Here is a 15,833-nt window from a genome sequence, read left to right as displayed (position 1 = left end):
CCACTCTTTGCTAGTCAATCTTAGGCGGTGTAGTAAACGTATGATGCGGCGCAGGGCTTGGCACTGTCCACTCTAAGCCCTCCGCACGTTCCCACGGTTTTGCAGAAGCCTTTTCCCCGCCACGAATACACTTGATCACCAACCATAAGAAGATCAGTTGTGACAACCCGAATGCAAACCCACCAATTGATACTATTTGATTAACATCAGCAAACTGAATGGCGTAATCCGGTATGCGTCTTGGCATGCCCGCTAAGCCTAGGAAGTGCATTGGGAAAAACAGGACATTGACGGAAATAATTGAGCACCAGAAATGCCATAAACTCAGCTTGTGGTCGTACATATTGCCCGTCCACTTAGGTAGCCAGTAGTATGCCGCTGCCATGATCGAGAATACCGCACCAGATACCAACACATAATGGAAATGGGCAACCACGAAGTAAGTGTCATGATATTGGAAATCCGCCGGCACAATCGCCAACATCAGTCCCGAGAAGCCGCCAATAGTAAAAAGCACAATAAAGGCAATGGCAAACAACATTGGCGTTTCAAATGTCAGAGCTCCACGCCACATGGTGGCAACCCAGTTAAAGACTTTAACCCCCGTTGGTACCGCAATCAGCATAGTGCAATACATAAAGAAGAGCTCAGCAAAAACTGGCATCCCCGTGGTAAACATGTGGTGCGCCCACACAAGGAAAGATAACAATGCAATGCTGCACGTCGCGTAAACCATCGAATGATAACCAAACAGCTTCTTACCACTGAAAGCAGGCAGAATGGCGGAGATGATTCCAAACGACGGTAAAATCATGATGTACACTTCTGGGTGACCAAAGAACCAAAAGATGTGTTGGAACATTACCGGGTCACCACCACCAGCTGCGTCAAAGAAGCTAGTCCCGAAATATTTGTCAGTAAGAACCATGGTCACCGCACCCGCTAATACCGGCATAACCGCGATTAGCAAGAAAGCGGTAATTAACCAAGTCCAAACAAACATTGGTAACTTGAACCAAGTCATTCCCGGAGCTCGCATATTTACGATCGTCACGATAACGTTGATCGCGCCCATAATGGAGCTGATACCCATGATATGCACAGAGAATACAAACAGCGCAGTGCTATCCGGGCCATAAGTCGTGGACAGCGGAGCATAAAACGTCCAACCAAAATCAGGACCGCCGCCAGGTAAAAACAACGAGCTCAACAAGATGAGAAATGCAAAAGGTAAGATCCAAAAGCTCAAGTTGTTCATGCGCGGCAGCGCCATATCTGGAGCGCCGATCATCATCGGGATCATCCAGTTAGCAAGCCCCGTAAATGCTGGCATCACCGCACCAAATACCATCACTAAACCGTGTACCGTGGTCATTTGATTAAAAAACTGCGGATCGACTAGCTGTAGCCCTGGCTGGAACAGTTCGGCACGAATGATCATAGCCATCGCACCACCTGTTAGAAACATCGCAAAGCTAAACCAAAGGTAGAGGGTGCCTATGTCTTTATGGCTTGTAGAATACAACCAACGAGTGATGCCCTGGGGTGCATGATGCTCGTGACCATCATCGATCGCAATGGTACTGTTCGCACTGGCTTCTGCTGGCGCAGACTTCACTGCCTTATCTATTGGCTTACTCATATTTCCTCCTTAGCACTGCCTTGTGCCTTAAAGGCATTCACATCGGATGCTTGCACTGTATCGCCAGTATTGTTGCCCCATGCATTTCGTTGATATGTGATAACCGCGCCAATTTCTTTGTCACTTAACTGATTAGAAAAAGCCTGCATTGCGGTGCCCGGGCGACCGTTGACAATAATATCTATGTGCTCTGTAACATCTCCGGTTGCAATAGGACTGCCTTTAATCGCGGGAAATGCACCCGGAATCCCCTCACCATTTGCCTGATGACACACAGCGCAACGCGCCGTGTATATCGATTCGCCTTGCGACATCAATTCGTCCATAGATAAGTCTTGAGAGAGCGCTTCTTGTGCCGCCGCTTTTTGAAGCGCGAGTTCTTCCTTCTTACTCGCTAGCCATTCATCGAACTTTTCTTCTTCCATCGCATGCACCACCACTGGCATAAATCCGTGTGCACGACCACATAGCTCCGCACACTGACCGCGATATACGCCTGGCTCATCAATTCTTGTCCATGCTTCATTGATAAAACCTGGAATGGTGTCTTTCTTGACGGCAAAGTCTGGTACCCACCAAGAGTGAATGACATCATCAGAAGTCATCAAAAAACGCACTTTGCGATTCACAGGCAACACCAAAGGGTTGTCTACTTCCAGTAAGTAATGCGCGCCTTTAGCTTCGATTCCATCAATTTGTTTTTGGCTGGTGGCAAGCAAACTAAAAAACTCAACATCTTCACCAAAATAGCTGTAATGCCATTTCCATTGCGAGCCTGTGATCTTGACCGTGATATCCGATTGGCTTGTGTCTTCCATTGCTACTAGAGTTTTTGTTGCGGGAATCGCCATAGCGACAAGAATGATGATGGGTATGACCGTCCAAATAATTTCCACTTTTGTGCTTTCATGGAAATGTGCTGCAACTGCTCCTTTTGACTTGCGATGACGGAAGATGGAATAGAACATCACACCAAAAACAATCAAAGCAATTACACAGCAGATATAGAAAATCAGCATATGTAATTCATACACTTGCCCACTTATCTCTGTGACCCCTTTTGTCATGTTGTAGTCATTTTCCTTTGACCAACCAAAAGAGGAAAATGTGATTAAAATCACATTCAGTGATAAGGCTAGAGTAGTCGTTAATCTTTTCAAAAGATCTCTCCTCTGCTCAGCCGCTACGCCTACGCAAGCTTCCTTGCGTCCCGATGCAAATATCGAACAACTTTACGAAAAATCACAAAAACTACGATTTCGACACGGTTTGTTATATTTATGTTAAAAGGCTAGTTATAGTTCCAAGGTTCTTCAAGAAATTAAATATGATTAAATTTTGTTCGGATAAGAAAAATTAATTCGGTTTATCGATTGCCCTCTTTGAAATGTAATTGAGAACCATTTACATTGATTTAAAAGAAAACATTGAGATACTTACCAAACGAAGTGTCCAAGAAAGTAGGCTCCCCCTACTAAGGAATGATTGATATGACAGCACTAATTACGCAATGGCTAAAACGAGACCCTGATCCTAAGACTCGTGAAGAGCTACAACACCTCGTCGATACGAACAATGAACAAGAGCTTACTGATCGCTTTGGCTCACGCCTTGCCTTTGGTACTGCAGGCTTACGTGGCAAAGTGGGCGCAGGTCCAAACCGAATGAACCGCTTGGTGATTCAAGAGACCGCCACTGGTTTAGGGAACTATTTGCTTGAGCAAGTCAAAGGTGCCGCGAGTCGTGGTGTCGTTATTGGCTACGACGGTCGTCCCGATTCAAAACAATTCGCGCATGATACCGCATCCGTACTGACGGCCCTTGGTATCAAGGTTTACCTAACGTATGACGTTGCAGCAACCCCAATTGTTGCGTTTGGTGTCCGTACATTGAATGCTGCGGCCGCTGTTGTTGTTACTGCCAGCCACAATCCACCAGAATACAATGGCTTCAAAGTATATTGGGAAAATGGCGCACAGATTATTCCTCCACACGACTCTGGAATCGCAGCGAAAATTGATGACGCAACAACGAAGCCATTACCTTTAATGTCTCTCGATGATGCAAAACAGCACGGTTTGTTAGTTTGGTTGGAAGACGACTACTACCAAACTTACCGTAAGACAATGAATGAAAACGCGCTGCTTACTCCTGACAACAATACCGATATATCTATTGCTTACACCGCAATGCATGGCGTTGGCGCGAATATGGCGGAAACGCTACTTGCCGACGCAGGCTTCCAAAAAGTGGCAAGTGTTAAGGAACAGCGCGAACCTGATGGAAGCTTCCCAACCGTCAACTTCCCAAACCCTGAAGAAGCCGGTGCAATGGATATGGTGATGGCATTAGGTAAGTCCGTAGATGCCGATATCGCTTGCGCGAACGATCCAGATGCGGACCGTTTTGCCGTGGCAGTTAAACGCCCAGATGGCGAGTATCAAATGCTAACGGGTGATCAGGTGGGCTCACTGTTTGGCGATTACTTGCTGGAACAGCAACCTAACGCTTTGGTTGGCAACACCATCGTATCCTCAAGAATGCTGAGCAGCATCGCTAAGGCGCATGGCGCACAATACTATCAAACATTAACTGGCTTTAAATGGCTTACTAACGTTGCCATGGAACAAGAGACAGAAACCAACCCATTCTTGTTTGCTTATGAGGAAGCGCTCGGTTATACCGTGGGTAACAAGGTGTGGGATAAAGATGGTTTATCTGCAATCGTCGCGTTTTCACAGCTAACAGGCAAGCTTAAAGCGCAAGGCAAAACACTGTGGGATAAACTGGAAGAGCTGTACCGCGAGCACGGTTTCTACTTCAACGCACAACGCAGCATCGCTCTCGACCCGAACTCTCCACCAATCGGCGACAAACTCCGAGCCAATCCACCAACAGAGATTGCTGGTAAAAAAGTTGCAGTAACCGAAGATCTTAAAACATCGGTTCGCATGTTTGACGACGGCTCTGAAGAATCCATTGACTTACCAGCAAGTGACGTATTGATTTATCACCTAGAAGATCAATCTCGCGTGATTGTTCGTCCTTCTGGTACTGAGCCAAAACTAAAATGTTACTACGAAGTCATCAACCTCTTCCCTGCGGATATGAGCTATGAACAAGCACAGCAAGCAGCAGAAGCGAAGATGAACGAACTTATCGACGCGCACCAGCAAAGTTTGTAAGTCAAAGAGAAACATAGATATTTGATACAACAAGAGGCGCAAATTCGCGCCTCTTTTTTGATTTTCACTAGAACAAGTCAAGCTAACCCGTGCTTTCCCTAGCCTACAATTTCCTTTTGTAGAAAGTACTTGTGGATGCCCTCTACAGGATAGCCTGAGTACTGCCCCACTTTCTCAAAACCCAATTTGAGATAGAACTCAAGAGCTTGAAAGCTGTAGGTATCCAAATAAACATGGGTAACCCCATGAGGCTTTACTTTTTGTTCTAGCATCGACATTAATTGACTACCGAGACCAGAGGTTCGACTTTCGGCGTCTACCCACAAAAACTCAACAAACACCGTATTTTTAAACATTTCGCCAGTCAAGCCACCCATGATCTTGCCATTCTCATCTTTTGCGAAACAGCCTACAGCATGCACTTCCCCTTCAGGTAAATGCACTCGGTTATAAGATCGAATACCTTCACGAACAAAATCAAGGTCTGTTTGATCTGGATTTAAACAAAATTCAAGCTTCATATATCCTCTCCTTAGGAAACACCAATATCCTAAAACAAAAAGCCAGCAATTGCTGGCTTTCTAATGGAATATGATAACTTTACAAGGCGAAACTACTCAGCATCCACAACGCCAGAATAACAAACACTAACCCCATTAGTTTATGTTGATACGTGCGGAATTTTTCGTTCTCGAGCAGCCCTTTGCCCAATGTGCCTGCTAACCCAACAAGTAATAAATTGAATGACAAGCCAAGAACGTTCAACAATAACCCTAGCGCTAGCATCTGCTCACCGGAAGATGCAGTGATATTGCTTGAGACAAACTGCGGCAAAAACATCACAAAAAAGACCAAGGCTTTAGGGTTAAGCAAATTACTCATCAAAGCACGCTGATAATAAGTTGATGCCATTTTGTTTTGACCATCAAGCTCTGGAGCCGAAGATGCCTCAGCTCGTAAGCAGTCCCAACCCATTTTTAACAAGTAAGCGCCACCTAATAGATGAAGGACTTTAAGGGCTATTGGGCTCATGGCAATCAGGGTAGATACGCCCATCGCAGCAAGCAAAGTAAGAATAACACCAGACGTCGCATTGCCTAAGCTAGCAAACAGACCGACCTTCTTACCGTAACTCATACTTGAGCTCGCTATCAGCAACATATCAGGCCCTGGTAAGAGCAATAAGGCGACAACTGCGGTGAGATAAACAGGAAGTACAGATAAATCAATCATGATGGAACCGCTTTTCTACAACAAGGCGGCGAATGTTATACCAACAAAATGACATCATCCAGCCCAAAATAGCCAAGATAAATCAAAAAATAAAAATCATAGTTTGCCCAGCCGAAAAAGAGCAATCAATTCGCCTGTTTATCAAAATCGAATAGCAATTTTGTACAAAAATAAGCACGATGGATCCGTTACACTTCTAAAATGATTTTCTTGAGCAGACCGGATAAAGATGAAAGAAAAGAATAAGGAAATCGCTACCTTCAAGATAGCTCAAGAGCTCGGAGGTTTAGAGCTTCTCGATGCAAAGTATGAGAAGCAGAATTTTTCACGCCATAGCCACGAAGGTTACACTATTGGTGTCATCGAAAAAGGGGCACAACAATTTTTTAGGACTGGCGGGAATCATATCGCGCCACAGGACAGCATCATCCTTGTTAATGCAGATGAAGTACATAACGGGCATTCAGCCTCGGAAGGCGGCTGGGAATACAAAGCAATGTACCCCGTACCTCAGCAGTTTCAAACTTTAGGACAAGAGCTTGGTTCACCAAATGTAGCTCTGCCCTATTTCCCTCAACCTGTGGTTTACGATCCTGAGCTGGCTAGTCAGTTACGATTGGTATTTGAAACACTAGAAAAATCAGACAACCGTTTATTGAGAGAAACTTTGGTTTACGGCACGTTGGTCAAGCTAGCCAGTAAACACAGTACTCATCGGGCACCACTGAAAGAATCAACCAGAGCTCAACGACAAGTGCAGCTAGTCAGAGAATTTTTGGAAGACTTTCCACAAACGGACGTCTCACTAGAAGAACTCGCCAAACTGTCTGGATTAAGCCCTTTTCATCTGCTGAGAGAGTTTCAAAAGCAATTTGGCTTTCCGCCTCATGCCTATCAAATTCAGCAACGTTTACGTATGGCGAAGAAGCTACTAAAAATGGGACAAAAAATTTCAGACGTGGCACAAGAATGTGGCTTCCATGATCAGAGCCATCTGCATCGACACTTTAAAAAAGCCATGGGCGTCACTCCCGGCCAATACGTCCGTCACAGCTAAAGCAGCAATATTGTACAAGGCGTTATGCGACTACCGAGCTATCTTGGTAATCTGATTTAGGAATAAATAAGAAGAAACTATGGACCACACTTTGCCGTTACAAAAAGAATCAAAAGCCACGCTATTTTGGCAAGGTACACTTGCGATGATGCCTCTGAGTATCGCAGTGCTCCCTTGGGGCTTACTCGCAGGCTCATTCGCAATTGATACTGGGCTTCACCCTTTGGAAGGACAAGCACTATCCGCCATTTTGTTCGCAGGTTCTGCACAGCTCGTCGCGATGGGAATGATTAAAACGGGAGCAGGTCTAGTGACCATGTTACTGACAACGTTTTTTATCACCTCTCGACACTTCCTCTACAGTGTATCGATGCGCAGTAAAATTGCACCGCTCCCTCTAAAATGGCGATTATCACTCGGCTTCTTACTTACTGACGAGCTGTTTGCGATTGTAGGCCACCATTCCGATAAACAATTTAATCGCTGGTATGCACTTGGGGCTGGTCTGAGTTTTTACCTGTTTTGGAATGTCGCGACATTGACGGGCATTATTGCGGGAAGTCTAATCCCTGAACTGAACGAAATGGGTTTGGAATTTGCTGTGGCCGCAACTTTTATCGCAATTGTAGTTCCGACTATTAAAAATGCAGCGGTGCTCGCGAGTGTTCTTGTGGCTTTGGTGAGCTCGGTTGCCCTAACCTATTATCAAATTGAGGGAAGTTTGATGATTTCGAGCATTTTAGCCATGCTTACTGGTTACTTTGTGGAACAAGTAAAGGAGAAACGCTAATGATCATGTTGGCTATTTTACTGATGACGGTACTTGTTTTCACCAGCCGCTACTTGTTTTTAGAACCCAAGCTGCCATTGCGATTAGGGACGCGCACTCAAAAAGTACTCAATTACGCTAGCCCCGCAGTACTGACTGCGATCTGGGCACCTATCGTTTTCATTCCCGATGGGGAGCTCAGCGTCAATGTGCAAAACCCATTTTTACTGGCTGCCGTACTGGCTTCTTTAATCGCTTATTTTACTAAAAATGTTCTTTTAACGACGGTTATCAGTATGGTGGTATTTCTCATTCTGCGAATTTGGCTTTAATCCGCCAACCACTCAATCTCCAACAAGGTGACATCGCCACACTTTAATCGACCAAGGAAGATGTCACCTTCATGTACCTCACCAACGCCCTTTGGTGTACCAGTCATCACTACATCGCCATCTTGAAGTGTTGTGTAACTGGTTAATTCATCCAGGATAGTTAGCGGCGGATAGAGCATTTGGTTAACGTGACCTTTTTGTACACGAACACAGTTAATTAAGAGCTCAAGGTTAAGGTCATTGATATCAATGTTATCCAAAGAGACAAACCGACTAAACACAGCAGAGCCATCAAATGCCTTAGCTCGCTCCCACGGCAACCCCTGATTTTTAAGCGAGGATTGCAAACCACGCTTGGTCAGATCCAATCCCAAACCAACCGCTGAATAACGTCCATCCTTGATCAAAAAGCAGATTTCAGCCTCATAATGAAGGGGCTCTTGATGGAATGAACGCAGAGTTGTTGATACGGAAGTTGCGGGTTTATTAAATACCACCATTTGCTCAGGCATTGCATTATTAAGCTCATGAATATGTTCAACGTAATTTCGTCCAACACAAAGCACTTTACCCACTTCTACTTTCTTTTCTTCAACTTGAATAACACTCATCATTCTTCCCTGCAAAACAAAAATCCCATCATAATCTAACCTATTGACTTAACGACACTAAATAGCAACCTCTAGTGTAAAAAATAAGACATTCACCCCGTTTTGAGTTTTGTATCATCTAATTGAAACAGCAAAGTATTTGTAAAACAAATAGACAAAAAAGCCAGCACGAGGCTGGCTTTAGATCAATGAGCTTGAATAATAGTTCTCGCTAAACCCTATTATAGGTAGTAACGAGCACCTAACGCCCATTTGTCATCAGTTTCACGACCATTGTCGTCATTTAGGTCAAATTGGTAACCCGCGTAACCAACAAATTTAGGCGTGAAGTTGTATTCTGCTTGTAGTGCCATTTCTTCACGAGCAGTTTCTGTTTTAGAGCTCTTAAACTCTTTACCTTCCACCATCTCATAGTTAACACTCAAGTTTAGGCTGTTTGCTAGAGCGTATGCGATGATCGCTTCGTACGCATCACTTTCTTCTAAACGGTCACCTTTTACACTGAAGTTCATGTTTTCGTTTGAACCATAAACTGCAGCAAGGAATAGGCCTTGGCCGTACGCACCGTAAGATGCTGATACAACGTGTGATTCCGCCGTGTGCTTACCTGCATATGCAGGGTGCTGGAAATCGCCGCCATTGTAAGAGTAACCGATTTTAGCGCCCATGATTGAGTAAGAAAGCGCAGCTTGCACACGGTCATCATATTTAGCACCGCCAGTTATAACTCCTGCATCGTTGCGCGTGTAATCATCGTTTGCACCCTGCCAACCAAGACCAAAGTTGATCACACCCGCTTCACCCAGCTCGATGGCATTACGGTAAGAAAGCATTTTATCCGCACGGCCAGTGCCAAGGTTTCCATGATCGTCATAGATGAAGTCGTTTGCAAACGCGATTGGCATATCTGCAATACCTGCGACATCGTAGTAAGGTGACCATTGCGTACCACCTACTGCACGACCATAAACCTCATGTGTTATACCTAAGTAACCTAGACGAGTTTTAAACGACTCTTCACCACCGTCTAAGTAGTTTAGCGCCCATTCACCACGTGCGTCTGCGGTGAAGCCATTACCCAAATCCTGTGTCGCAGAGATATTGATACGAGGAGAGTTAGTACCCACATCCGTGTCACCTTGCTCTGATCCATTTAAATTAACAGAAACGTGGCCGCCCATCGAAAATGTTGTGCCATCGTTATTATATAGTTCCACTGCAACTGCTTGAGTACCGAAGGTTGCTGCCGCGATTGCCGCTGCTAATAATTTTTTATTCATTTCTAAATCCATTACTTATTAGTTGGTTAGTCAGTTTTAGACCCGGCTTTGGTTCACTTTCGTAAAAACGAAATGATGAACAAAGAGAGGAATACAAAGGCTATCCGAGGCATCGTTTCCACCAGATTAGTTTTACCTTTGTGTAACAACTGCCGACACTTTATTTGATTAGTTCCTGACAACCGAGTGAAAAGATCTCAGACAAAACCTAAAAAGCAATCGTTTACTTAGTCTTCAAGAAATCGAGAAATAGAAACCTTACAATAAGAAATGCTTTAGAGAGAGTTAGCTCACAAATAGCTGATGATTCGCTATTTTTAGGCCAAACTTCCCTGCCAAATTGAAATGTTTACTTACATTTAGGGTCAAGAAGCAATTCAGGAACTTTTTGAAAAAAACACAGTCTTTAACGGAGAGGAAAAAACCTCAAAAAAGATAAACCTTTCTTTTTATAAGTGGTATGAGAAGGGGCACTTATTCTCGCCAGCAATAAAAGTGCAATCAAATCATAACTTAACAGAAATCTATCTTTCATTTTCAGCCTTTACCTTAGCGTCATCAACACATCGGGCAAGAAAGCCCATCGATTACAACTAGGGTAATAAGAAAATGAAAAAGGCAGCACTAACTACTGCAATTCTTACAGCATTGGTATCAGCACCATCATTCGCAGCAACTGTATACAAAAACGACGGTACTGAATTAAAAGTTGGCGGCCGCGTTGAGTTTCGTGGTGACTTCATCGGTTCAGACGGTGCTGAAGTTGAAGGTTCCATGGAAGATAAAAGCCGTGCTCGTCTTAACCTAAAAGGTAAAACAGACATCGGCAACGGCCTTTCTGCTTTCGGTGTTTACGAAGCCGAACAAAAAACGGGCAAGAGTGAATTCAAAAACCGCTACATGTATGCAGGCGTCGACTCTGATATCGGTGCTTTCTCTGTAGGTCGTCAAGACATGGCTGCAGTTATCATCTCTGACATGACGGATATCACAGAGTTCTCTGGTGTTCAGCAAGTTATTGATTCGTCGTCTGATAAGCAAGACAGCGTTTTCGCATACCGTGGGGCGTTTGATGCACTACAACTTCAAGCAACCTACCAAGCAAACTCTAGCGATAACGAAGATAAATACGGCATCTCTGGAATGTACTCACTACCAATGGGCCTCGACTTTGGTCTTGCATACTCTGGTGGCGATGTAGATAAAGATAACTCTGAAGATCAAATTCTAGGTGGTATCGCTTACTCGATGGACAACCTTTACCTAGCAGGTACTTATTCTCAAGGTTCCCTGACTGACTCTGAAGACTTTACGGCTTACGAGCTAGTCGCAAGCTACAAAGTAGCAAGCAAAGTGACGCTTGCAGCTCTATACACAGCTCAAGAGAATGATCCAGACAACGGTTCAAAGTACGACACCGTTGAAGGTATCGAGCTTGTTGGTTACTACAAACTAAACAGCAACTTCCGTACTTACCTGTCTTACTACATCAACCAACTTGATGAAGCAAAAGATGCAACAACAGGTCTAGTAACAGAAGGCGAAGATACACTGCGCCTAGGCGTACGTTACGATTTCTAATTCACTCTTGTCCTAAGAGCGAGTCCACTTGGCCAGCACCTTTGCTGGCCATTTTTTATGTAACCCAACACAACTCGATAAGTTTTCACACTATCGAAGCATCGCTCAGCAATGAAAAACGACCGTAACGACGCCTACTTCTGCCCTCTTTTAATGCGATTGCTCACTAAGTTAGTGCGTTTGATCTAATCGACAACATAGAAAAACCAAAAAAAACATTTAAAATCAAACAGATAAAAGTTGGCACGTGTTCTGCAATATTATTTATGCAAATGCATGGCAGCGTTTGTGCTTCTCGTTCTTTGTACCTGTTATAACAGGCACGTCCTTTGAATTGGTAATGTCGCCTCCCTCTGGGAGGCATTTTTTTATTGGCGCGAAAAACAATAGGACGTATGATCCCGCCACCTCTATCAAACTGGAATTTTTCAATTGAATCATCATCCTGTTCAAGGTGCGTCCTGGATGCTAACAGCTGGCTTGGCATTCGCCATAGTGAACAGCTTCGCCCAAATTGCTAGCATCAACTTTGGTGTCTCTTCCACCACATTTGCGTTATTCCAATATGCAATCGCCTTATTTGTTATTCTGCCCTACCTACGTACACTTGGGATTAGACGTTCTTTAAGAACCCAACACTTTGGCTGGCATGCATTCCGCATTTTTCTCTCTGTTATCGGGATTCAACTTTGGTTATGGGCTCTCGCTTACCCAGTTCCAATTTGGCAAGGTATTGCACTTCTCATGACCTCCCCGTTATTTGCCACAGTTGGTTCTGGCTTGTTACTCAAAGAGAAAGTAGGTACTGCACGCTGGTTAGCGACATTGACGGGGTTTGTTGGTGCCATGATCATTCTTGAGCCTTGGGCAGACTCATTTACATGGGCGACCCTGCTCCCTGTTGGCGCCGCATTTTTCTGGGCAGCGTATTCATTAATGGTTAAAAAAATGTCGGTAAACGATCCGCCATCAACCATGGTTGTCTATTTATTGATGCTGATAACACCATTTAATATCTTGTTAGCGATACCGACGTTTACTATGCCAGATACGTGGACGATATGGGGTGTGCTTTTAGCCGCAGGTGCACTTACAGCACTCGCTCAATGGGCTATCGTTAAAGCATATGCAGTAGCAGACGCCTCATTTGTGCAACCATTTGATCACGCCAAACTGCCTTTGAATGTTGTTGCTGGTTGGTTGGTGTTTGGTTGGGTGCCACCTGGTCGTTTATGGTTAGGTGCTGCGATTATTATTGCATCTATTGCGTTTATTACGCATTGGGAAGCGAAAAAGACAAAGTTAGTTGAAAGAAAAATCTAATTTAAAAGTTCTATATTTTCAGGAAAGGAAATGAGGAACCCATATGAGTCAACCAATCAAAATTACACTGTATCGCTGGGCTGGTAGTTGGGGCCCATTCAAAGTCAATATTCCTTGTGGTGAATGTACATTAACCAAAGATATTTTAAAGGATGCTTTTGAAAACGAACTAGCCGATGTGCCCGTTGAACTTGAAGTAAAAGATTGGTTATCGCACTGGTGGGAACCATTAAAAGCTGGTGCTTGGCATGCACCCATTCTTCTTGTCGAAGGGAAAGTTATCAGCCAAGGAGAAGCATTGAATCGGGGTGTGCTTGTACAGTCTGTTATTGCTGAGTGGGTAAAACGCGATGAGCTAAAAGGCAACATTGTTTATGGTAAAGCAACTTGCCCTTACTGTGTCAAAGCCAAACAATTACTTGACGAGGCTGGCGTTCAGTATGAGTACCATGATGTAGTTAAAGACAGCGCCGCCTTATACCGCATGATTCCTGAAGTAAAAGCCATCATTGGCGAAAAAACACCGGTAACAGTGCCGCAAATCTGGTTAGATGGAAAATATATTGGAGGCGCTGACGATTTAGAAAAGTGGTTATCAGCAAAGGGGCTAGATAAAGTGCCTAACAATGTTGTGGAGATACCAAGCCAATCCGCGTAATTCTAGATTTAAATGTCATCAGTCTTTGAGTAGCGTTTTGCCAATGTTGTGCAATATGTTGGCTACTTACTAACAACAAAACAGAGAAAAGCAAAAAGCCCTGATTTTTCAATCAGGGCTTTTTAAATTATTTCGCCAGTTTTTTAATAACACGAGCAAAAACAGAAGCTTTTTTCTTCTTCGCTTTACCGTAAAGCGCTTTGTGCATCGCGTCTTTTGCAATCATCTGGCCAATATAAGCACCACCAAGTTCGTTACCCATGACCTTCTCCTGAATGTATTGACTTAACTATGTTGTAATTTTACACCACAACTAGATAAAAACAAGACTCCAGTCACATTTATTTTGTAATTAACTTTCAGTTTGATTTTCGTGGATTTCTTGAAATGAGCGTCTATCGCTTAGGTTGTTGGTATGTTTTTCCCGCTGCGACGTACGTATCTTTCTGTTTGATTTCAAAGAATGTTTCAAAGAACCACGCAGCAAACTTGATCAAGTGATCGCCTTCATTCATGACGTGCTCTACGTATTCTTGCTCTTCTCCGGACTCATCTTCTTGAGTGGTAATATGGTAAATACGTTTCTCACCATCAACTTCTGCAAGGCCAAACTGACCCGTTAGGGATTGCGCCGCTTGTGCAACTTCTTCTTCCTCACACGCCTTCAAGATTTCAAGTGCCTTTGGCATGCTTTCTTGCTGAGTAATTTCTTTTACCAGTGTTTCAAATTCGTTTTGTTGCATTCTTTCACCTAACGATTAGAGATCGGATAGCCATTGGGCAGAAATGTATTCCAAGCTTGAGAGAAGTATCAAGGTTCGCCCTCTTCCTTTCAAACCAAGTCATTCAGTATACACAACAGGCCTAGCTTAATTTAGCTGCGCATTTTAGAAAGCCGACCTTCTGGTTGCAAGTATATTCAGATGGAAGTTTCTGCTTGAACCGTCCCTTCTGGCACTTTACGAAATTGGCTTAGTACAAGAACAAAGCAAGAAAGTAACGCAATAAACAAATAAAACACCCCAAGCTGCTGCTGATTCGTAACCCATGAGTCTACTAAGTACCCACCAAACAAACCTGCTAAACACATTTGAATAGAGCCAGATAACGCAGAAACCGCGCCTGCCTGTTGCTTATGTGGCGAAAGTAGCAAACTGATCGATACTGGGAATGACATGCCTTGGGCAAAACTTAAACACGTGAATGCCGTCAGCAATGAAAATACACTGAAGGGGGTAACCAACAACATGAAGCCAGCAACAGCAACAATCGCGAAACTCATCAGCAAGATTTGCTGAGCTTTGTAACGAGCATTGATCAAATTCAGCACTAAGCTACCCGTCAGCAAACCAACTGACGGTATGATCATCAAAGAGCCGTAATCTGCCGCCGTTAATCCTAACTCTTGTTGCATTAAAAATGGATACAAGGAGAGCGTAACCAGAGCCGATAAATAACTAAGCCAGTTGTAGCTCGCACTACCAATCACTTGTGTATTCGTTAACAGACGCAAATAGTTCGCGCTTACTTCGCCTACTTTAAATTTTCTCTTCGGATAAGGCAGCGTTTCTGGCAGCACCAATAAACCAAGTGTAAAAATTGCCATTAAGTAAATCAGCACAAACACGAAGACAGCATGCCAACTCAGGTGAAAAGCGATCCAGCCACCAAACAGCGGAGCAATAATTGGCATCACTGAAGCAGTGACTGAAATATAAGATAGCGCTTTGGTTAGTTGCATACCGTCATAACTATCACGCAGTACTGACCGACCAAGTACCGAAGCGCTGCCCGCTCCTAGGCCTTGCAGTAACCGTCCCGCTTCAAGGGCAACAATGTTGTCCGAAAACGCGATGCAAATAACCGTACCAACTAGATATACACTTTGCCCCAGAATAAAGACCGGCCGACGACCAATCGCATCAGACAATGGGCCGTAAAAAAGCTGAGAGATACCGAAGCCAACGAGAAATAGCGTGACGAGATTCTGAATCGAATGTTGCGGCAAATTCAAGTCATGACCAATCAATGGCAAAGAAGGAAGATAAATACTGACGCCAACTTGGCCTGTGGCAATGATCATCATCGCTAATAACAATGGTGTTTTACGCAAACGTTCCTCCTACTTTGTGACAGATTGATGGCAAACAGTGTATATTTGA

The 15,833-nt window shown here is 44.0% G+C and carries 16 protein-coding genes; 7 read left to right on the top strand and 9 right to left on the bottom strand.

The annotated features are described in order from the left end of the window. Positions 1-10 precede the first annotated feature (10 nt). Both ctaD and coxB read right to left on the bottom strand, forming a co-directional pair. Positions 11-1,642, bottom strand: coding sequence for a cytochrome c oxidase subunit I (gene ctaD / locus R7E42_RS21355; RefSeq protein ID WP_005375510.1), 1,632 nt, complete (start codon positions 1,640-1,642; stop codon positions 11-13). Continuing rightward, a complete protein-coding gene (gene coxB / locus R7E42_RS21350; protein WP_318072980.1) occupies positions 1,639-2,802 on the bottom strand; it encodes a cytochrome c oxidase subunit II in 1,164 nt (387 codons plus the stop codon). Before coxB ends, ctaD begins: the two co-directional genes overlap by 4 nt. 330 nt (positions 2,803-3,132) lie before the next feature. On the opposite strand from coxB, the gene R7E42_RS21345 reads away from it, so the two are divergent. Then, complete coding sequence (locus tag R7E42_RS21345) at positions 3,133-4,827, top strand: phospho-sugar mutase (RefSeq protein WP_042521498.1); 1,695 nt, start codon at positions 3,133-3,135, stop codon at positions 4,825-4,827. A gap of 98 nt (positions 4,828-4,925) precedes the next feature. Here the strand turns inward: R7E42_RS21345 and R7E42_RS21340 are convergent, their stop codons facing one another. Beyond that, complete coding sequence (locus R7E42_RS21340) at positions 4,926-5,348, bottom strand: GNAT family N-acetyltransferase (RefSeq protein WP_318072979.1); 423 nt, start codon at positions 5,346-5,348, stop codon at positions 4,926-4,928. A 79-nt stretch (positions 5,349-5,427) separates the two neighbouring features. Then, positions 5,428-6,060, bottom strand: coding sequence for a LysE family translocator (locus R7E42_RS21335; RefSeq protein ID WP_005375522.1), 633 nt, complete (start codon positions 6,058-6,060; stop codon positions 5,428-5,430). 229 nt (positions 6,061-6,289) lie between these two features. Between R7E42_RS21335 and R7E42_RS21330 the strand changes: the two genes are divergently transcribed. The 3 genes from R7E42_RS21330 to R7E42_RS21320 all read left to right on the top strand — a co-directional run bounded on the left by R7E42_RS21330 (position 6,290) and on the right by R7E42_RS21320 (position 8,218). After that, positions 6,290-7,117: an AraC family transcriptional regulator gene (locus R7E42_RS21330; protein WP_213893319.1), complete on the top strand. Its 828-nt coding sequence runs from the start codon at positions 6,290-6,292 to the stop codon at positions 7,115-7,117. Between the two features lie 79 nt (positions 7,118-7,196). Continuing rightward, positions 7,197-7,907, top strand: coding sequence for an AzlC family ABC transporter permease (locus R7E42_RS21325; RefSeq protein WP_054578691.1), 711 nt, complete (start codon positions 7,197-7,199; stop codon positions 7,905-7,907). Further along, on the top strand, positions 7,907-8,218 hold the full coding sequence (locus tag R7E42_RS21320) for an AzlD domain-containing protein (RefSeq protein WP_042521501.1): 312 nt from the start codon (positions 7,907-7,909) through the stop codon (positions 8,216-8,218). Before R7E42_RS21325 ends, R7E42_RS21320 begins: the two co-directional genes overlap by 1 nt. Here R7E42_RS21320 and R7E42_RS21315 read toward each other — a convergent pair. Both R7E42_RS21315 and R7E42_RS21310 read right to left on the bottom strand, forming a co-directional pair. After that, positions 8,215-8,829, bottom strand: a complete 615-nt coding sequence (locus tag R7E42_RS21315; RefSeq protein WP_017635857.1) for a fumarylacetoacetate hydrolase family protein — start codon at positions 8,827-8,829, stop codon at positions 8,215-8,217. The genes R7E42_RS21320 and R7E42_RS21315 overlap by 4 nt on opposite strands. A gap of 221 nt (positions 8,830-9,050) precedes the next feature. After that, positions 9,051-10,109, bottom strand: a complete 1,059-nt coding sequence (locus tag R7E42_RS21310) for a porin (RefSeq protein WP_213901302.1) — start codon at positions 10,107-10,109, stop codon at positions 9,051-9,053. A gap of 609 nt (positions 10,110-10,718) precedes the next feature. On the opposite strand from R7E42_RS21310, the gene R7E42_RS21305 reads away from it, so the two are divergent. The 3 genes from R7E42_RS21305 to R7E42_RS21295 all read left to right on the top strand — a co-directional run bounded on the left by R7E42_RS21305 (position 10,719) and on the right by R7E42_RS21295 (position 13,671). Then, a complete protein-coding gene (locus R7E42_RS21305) occupies positions 10,719-11,690 on the top strand; it encodes a porin (RefSeq protein WP_005375535.1) in 972 nt (323 codons plus the stop codon). 465 nt (positions 11,691-12,155) lie between these two features. After that, positions 12,156-13,013 carry a DMT family transporter gene (locus tag R7E42_RS21300; RefSeq protein ID WP_256896121.1) on the top strand — a complete coding sequence of 286 codons (858 nt, stop codon included), beginning with the start codon at positions 12,156-12,158 and terminating at the stop codon, positions 13,011-13,013. A gap of 43 nt (positions 13,014-13,056) precedes the next feature. After that, entirely contained in the window at positions 13,057-13,671 is a 615-nt protein-coding gene (locus R7E42_RS21295; RefSeq protein WP_256896122.1) for a glutaredoxin, read from the top strand. A gap of 127 nt (positions 13,672-13,798) precedes the next feature. On the opposite strand, the gene R7E42_RS21290 is transcribed toward R7E42_RS21295, so the two are convergent. From R7E42_RS21290 to R7E42_RS21280, 3 genes are all read right to left on the bottom strand, one after another. Continuing rightward, entirely contained in the window at positions 13,799-13,933 is a 135-nt protein-coding gene (locus R7E42_RS21290) for a hypothetical protein (protein WP_017635854.1), read from the bottom strand. Between the two features lie 133 nt (positions 13,934-14,066). Then, positions 14,067-14,414: a hypothetical protein gene (locus tag R7E42_RS21285; protein WP_005375501.1), complete on the bottom strand. Its 348-nt coding sequence runs from the start codon at positions 14,412-14,414 to the stop codon at positions 14,067-14,069. A 176-nt stretch (positions 14,415-14,590) separates the two neighbouring features. Next, positions 14,591-15,784 carry a multidrug effflux MFS transporter gene (locus tag R7E42_RS21280; RefSeq protein ID WP_017821607.1) on the bottom strand — a complete coding sequence of 398 codons (1,194 nt, stop codon included), beginning with the start codon at positions 15,782-15,784 and terminating at the stop codon, positions 14,591-14,593. Between the last annotated feature and the right edge of the window lie 49 nt (positions 15,785-15,833).

Origin of the sequence: Vibrio sp. Vb1337 (assembly GCF_033338715.1) — a bacterium.
Classification (GTDB): domain Bacteria; phylum Pseudomonadota; class Gammaproteobacteria; order Enterobacterales; family Vibrionaceae; genus Vibrio; species Vibrio alginolyticus.
This window is presented reverse-complemented; position numbering and strand designations above follow the sequence as displayed.

Coding starts and splice junctions, on each gene's coding strand:
- ctaD (WP_005375510.1), bottom strand. CDS start 1,642: ATGAGTAAGCCAATAGATAAGGCAGTGAAGTCTGCGCCAGCAGAAGCC.
- R7E42_RS21345 (WP_042521498.1), top strand. CDS start 3,133: ATGACAGCACTAATTACGCAATGGCTAAAACGAGACCCTGATCCTAAG.
- R7E42_RS21340 (WP_318072979.1), bottom strand. CDS start 5,348: ATGAAGCTTGAATTTTGTTTAAATCCAGATCAAACAGACCTTGATTTT.
- R7E42_RS21335 (WP_005375522.1), bottom strand. CDS start 6,060: ATGATTGATTTATCTGTACTTCCTGTTTATCTCACCGCAGTTGTCGCC.
- R7E42_RS21330 (WP_213893319.1), top strand. CDS start 6,290: ATGAAAGAAAAGAATAAGGAAATCGCTACCTTCAAGATAGCTCAAGAG.
- R7E42_RS21325 (WP_054578691.1), top strand. CDS start 7,197: ATGGACCACACTTTGCCGTTACAAAAAGAATCAAAAGCCACGCTATTT.
- R7E42_RS21320 (WP_042521501.1), top strand. CDS start 7,907: ATGATCATGTTGGCTATTTTACTGATGACGGTACTTGTTTTCACCAGC.
- R7E42_RS21315 (WP_017635857.1), bottom strand. CDS start 8,829: ATGAGTGTTATTCAAGTTGAAGAAAAGAAAGTAGAAGTGGGTAAAGTG.
- R7E42_RS21310 (WP_213901302.1), bottom strand. CDS start 10,109: ATGAATAAAAAATTATTAGCAGCGGCAATCGCGGCAGCAACCTTCGGT.
- R7E42_RS21305 (WP_005375535.1), top strand. CDS start 10,719: ATGAAAAAGGCAGCACTAACTACTGCAATTCTTACAGCATTGGTATCA.
- R7E42_RS21300 (WP_256896121.1), top strand. CDS start 12,156: ATGCTAACAGCTGGCTTGGCATTCGCCATAGTGAACAGCTTCGCCCAA.
- R7E42_RS21295 (WP_256896122.1), top strand. CDS start 13,057: ATGAGTCAACCAATCAAAATTACACTGTATCGCTGGGCTGGTAGTTGG.
- R7E42_RS21290 (WP_017635854.1), bottom strand. CDS start 13,933: ATGGGTAACGAACTTGGTGGTGCTTATATTGGCCAGATGATTGCAAAA.
- R7E42_RS21285 (WP_005375501.1), bottom strand. CDS start 14,414: ATGCAACAAAACGAATTTGAAACACTGGTAAAAGAAATTACTCAGCAA.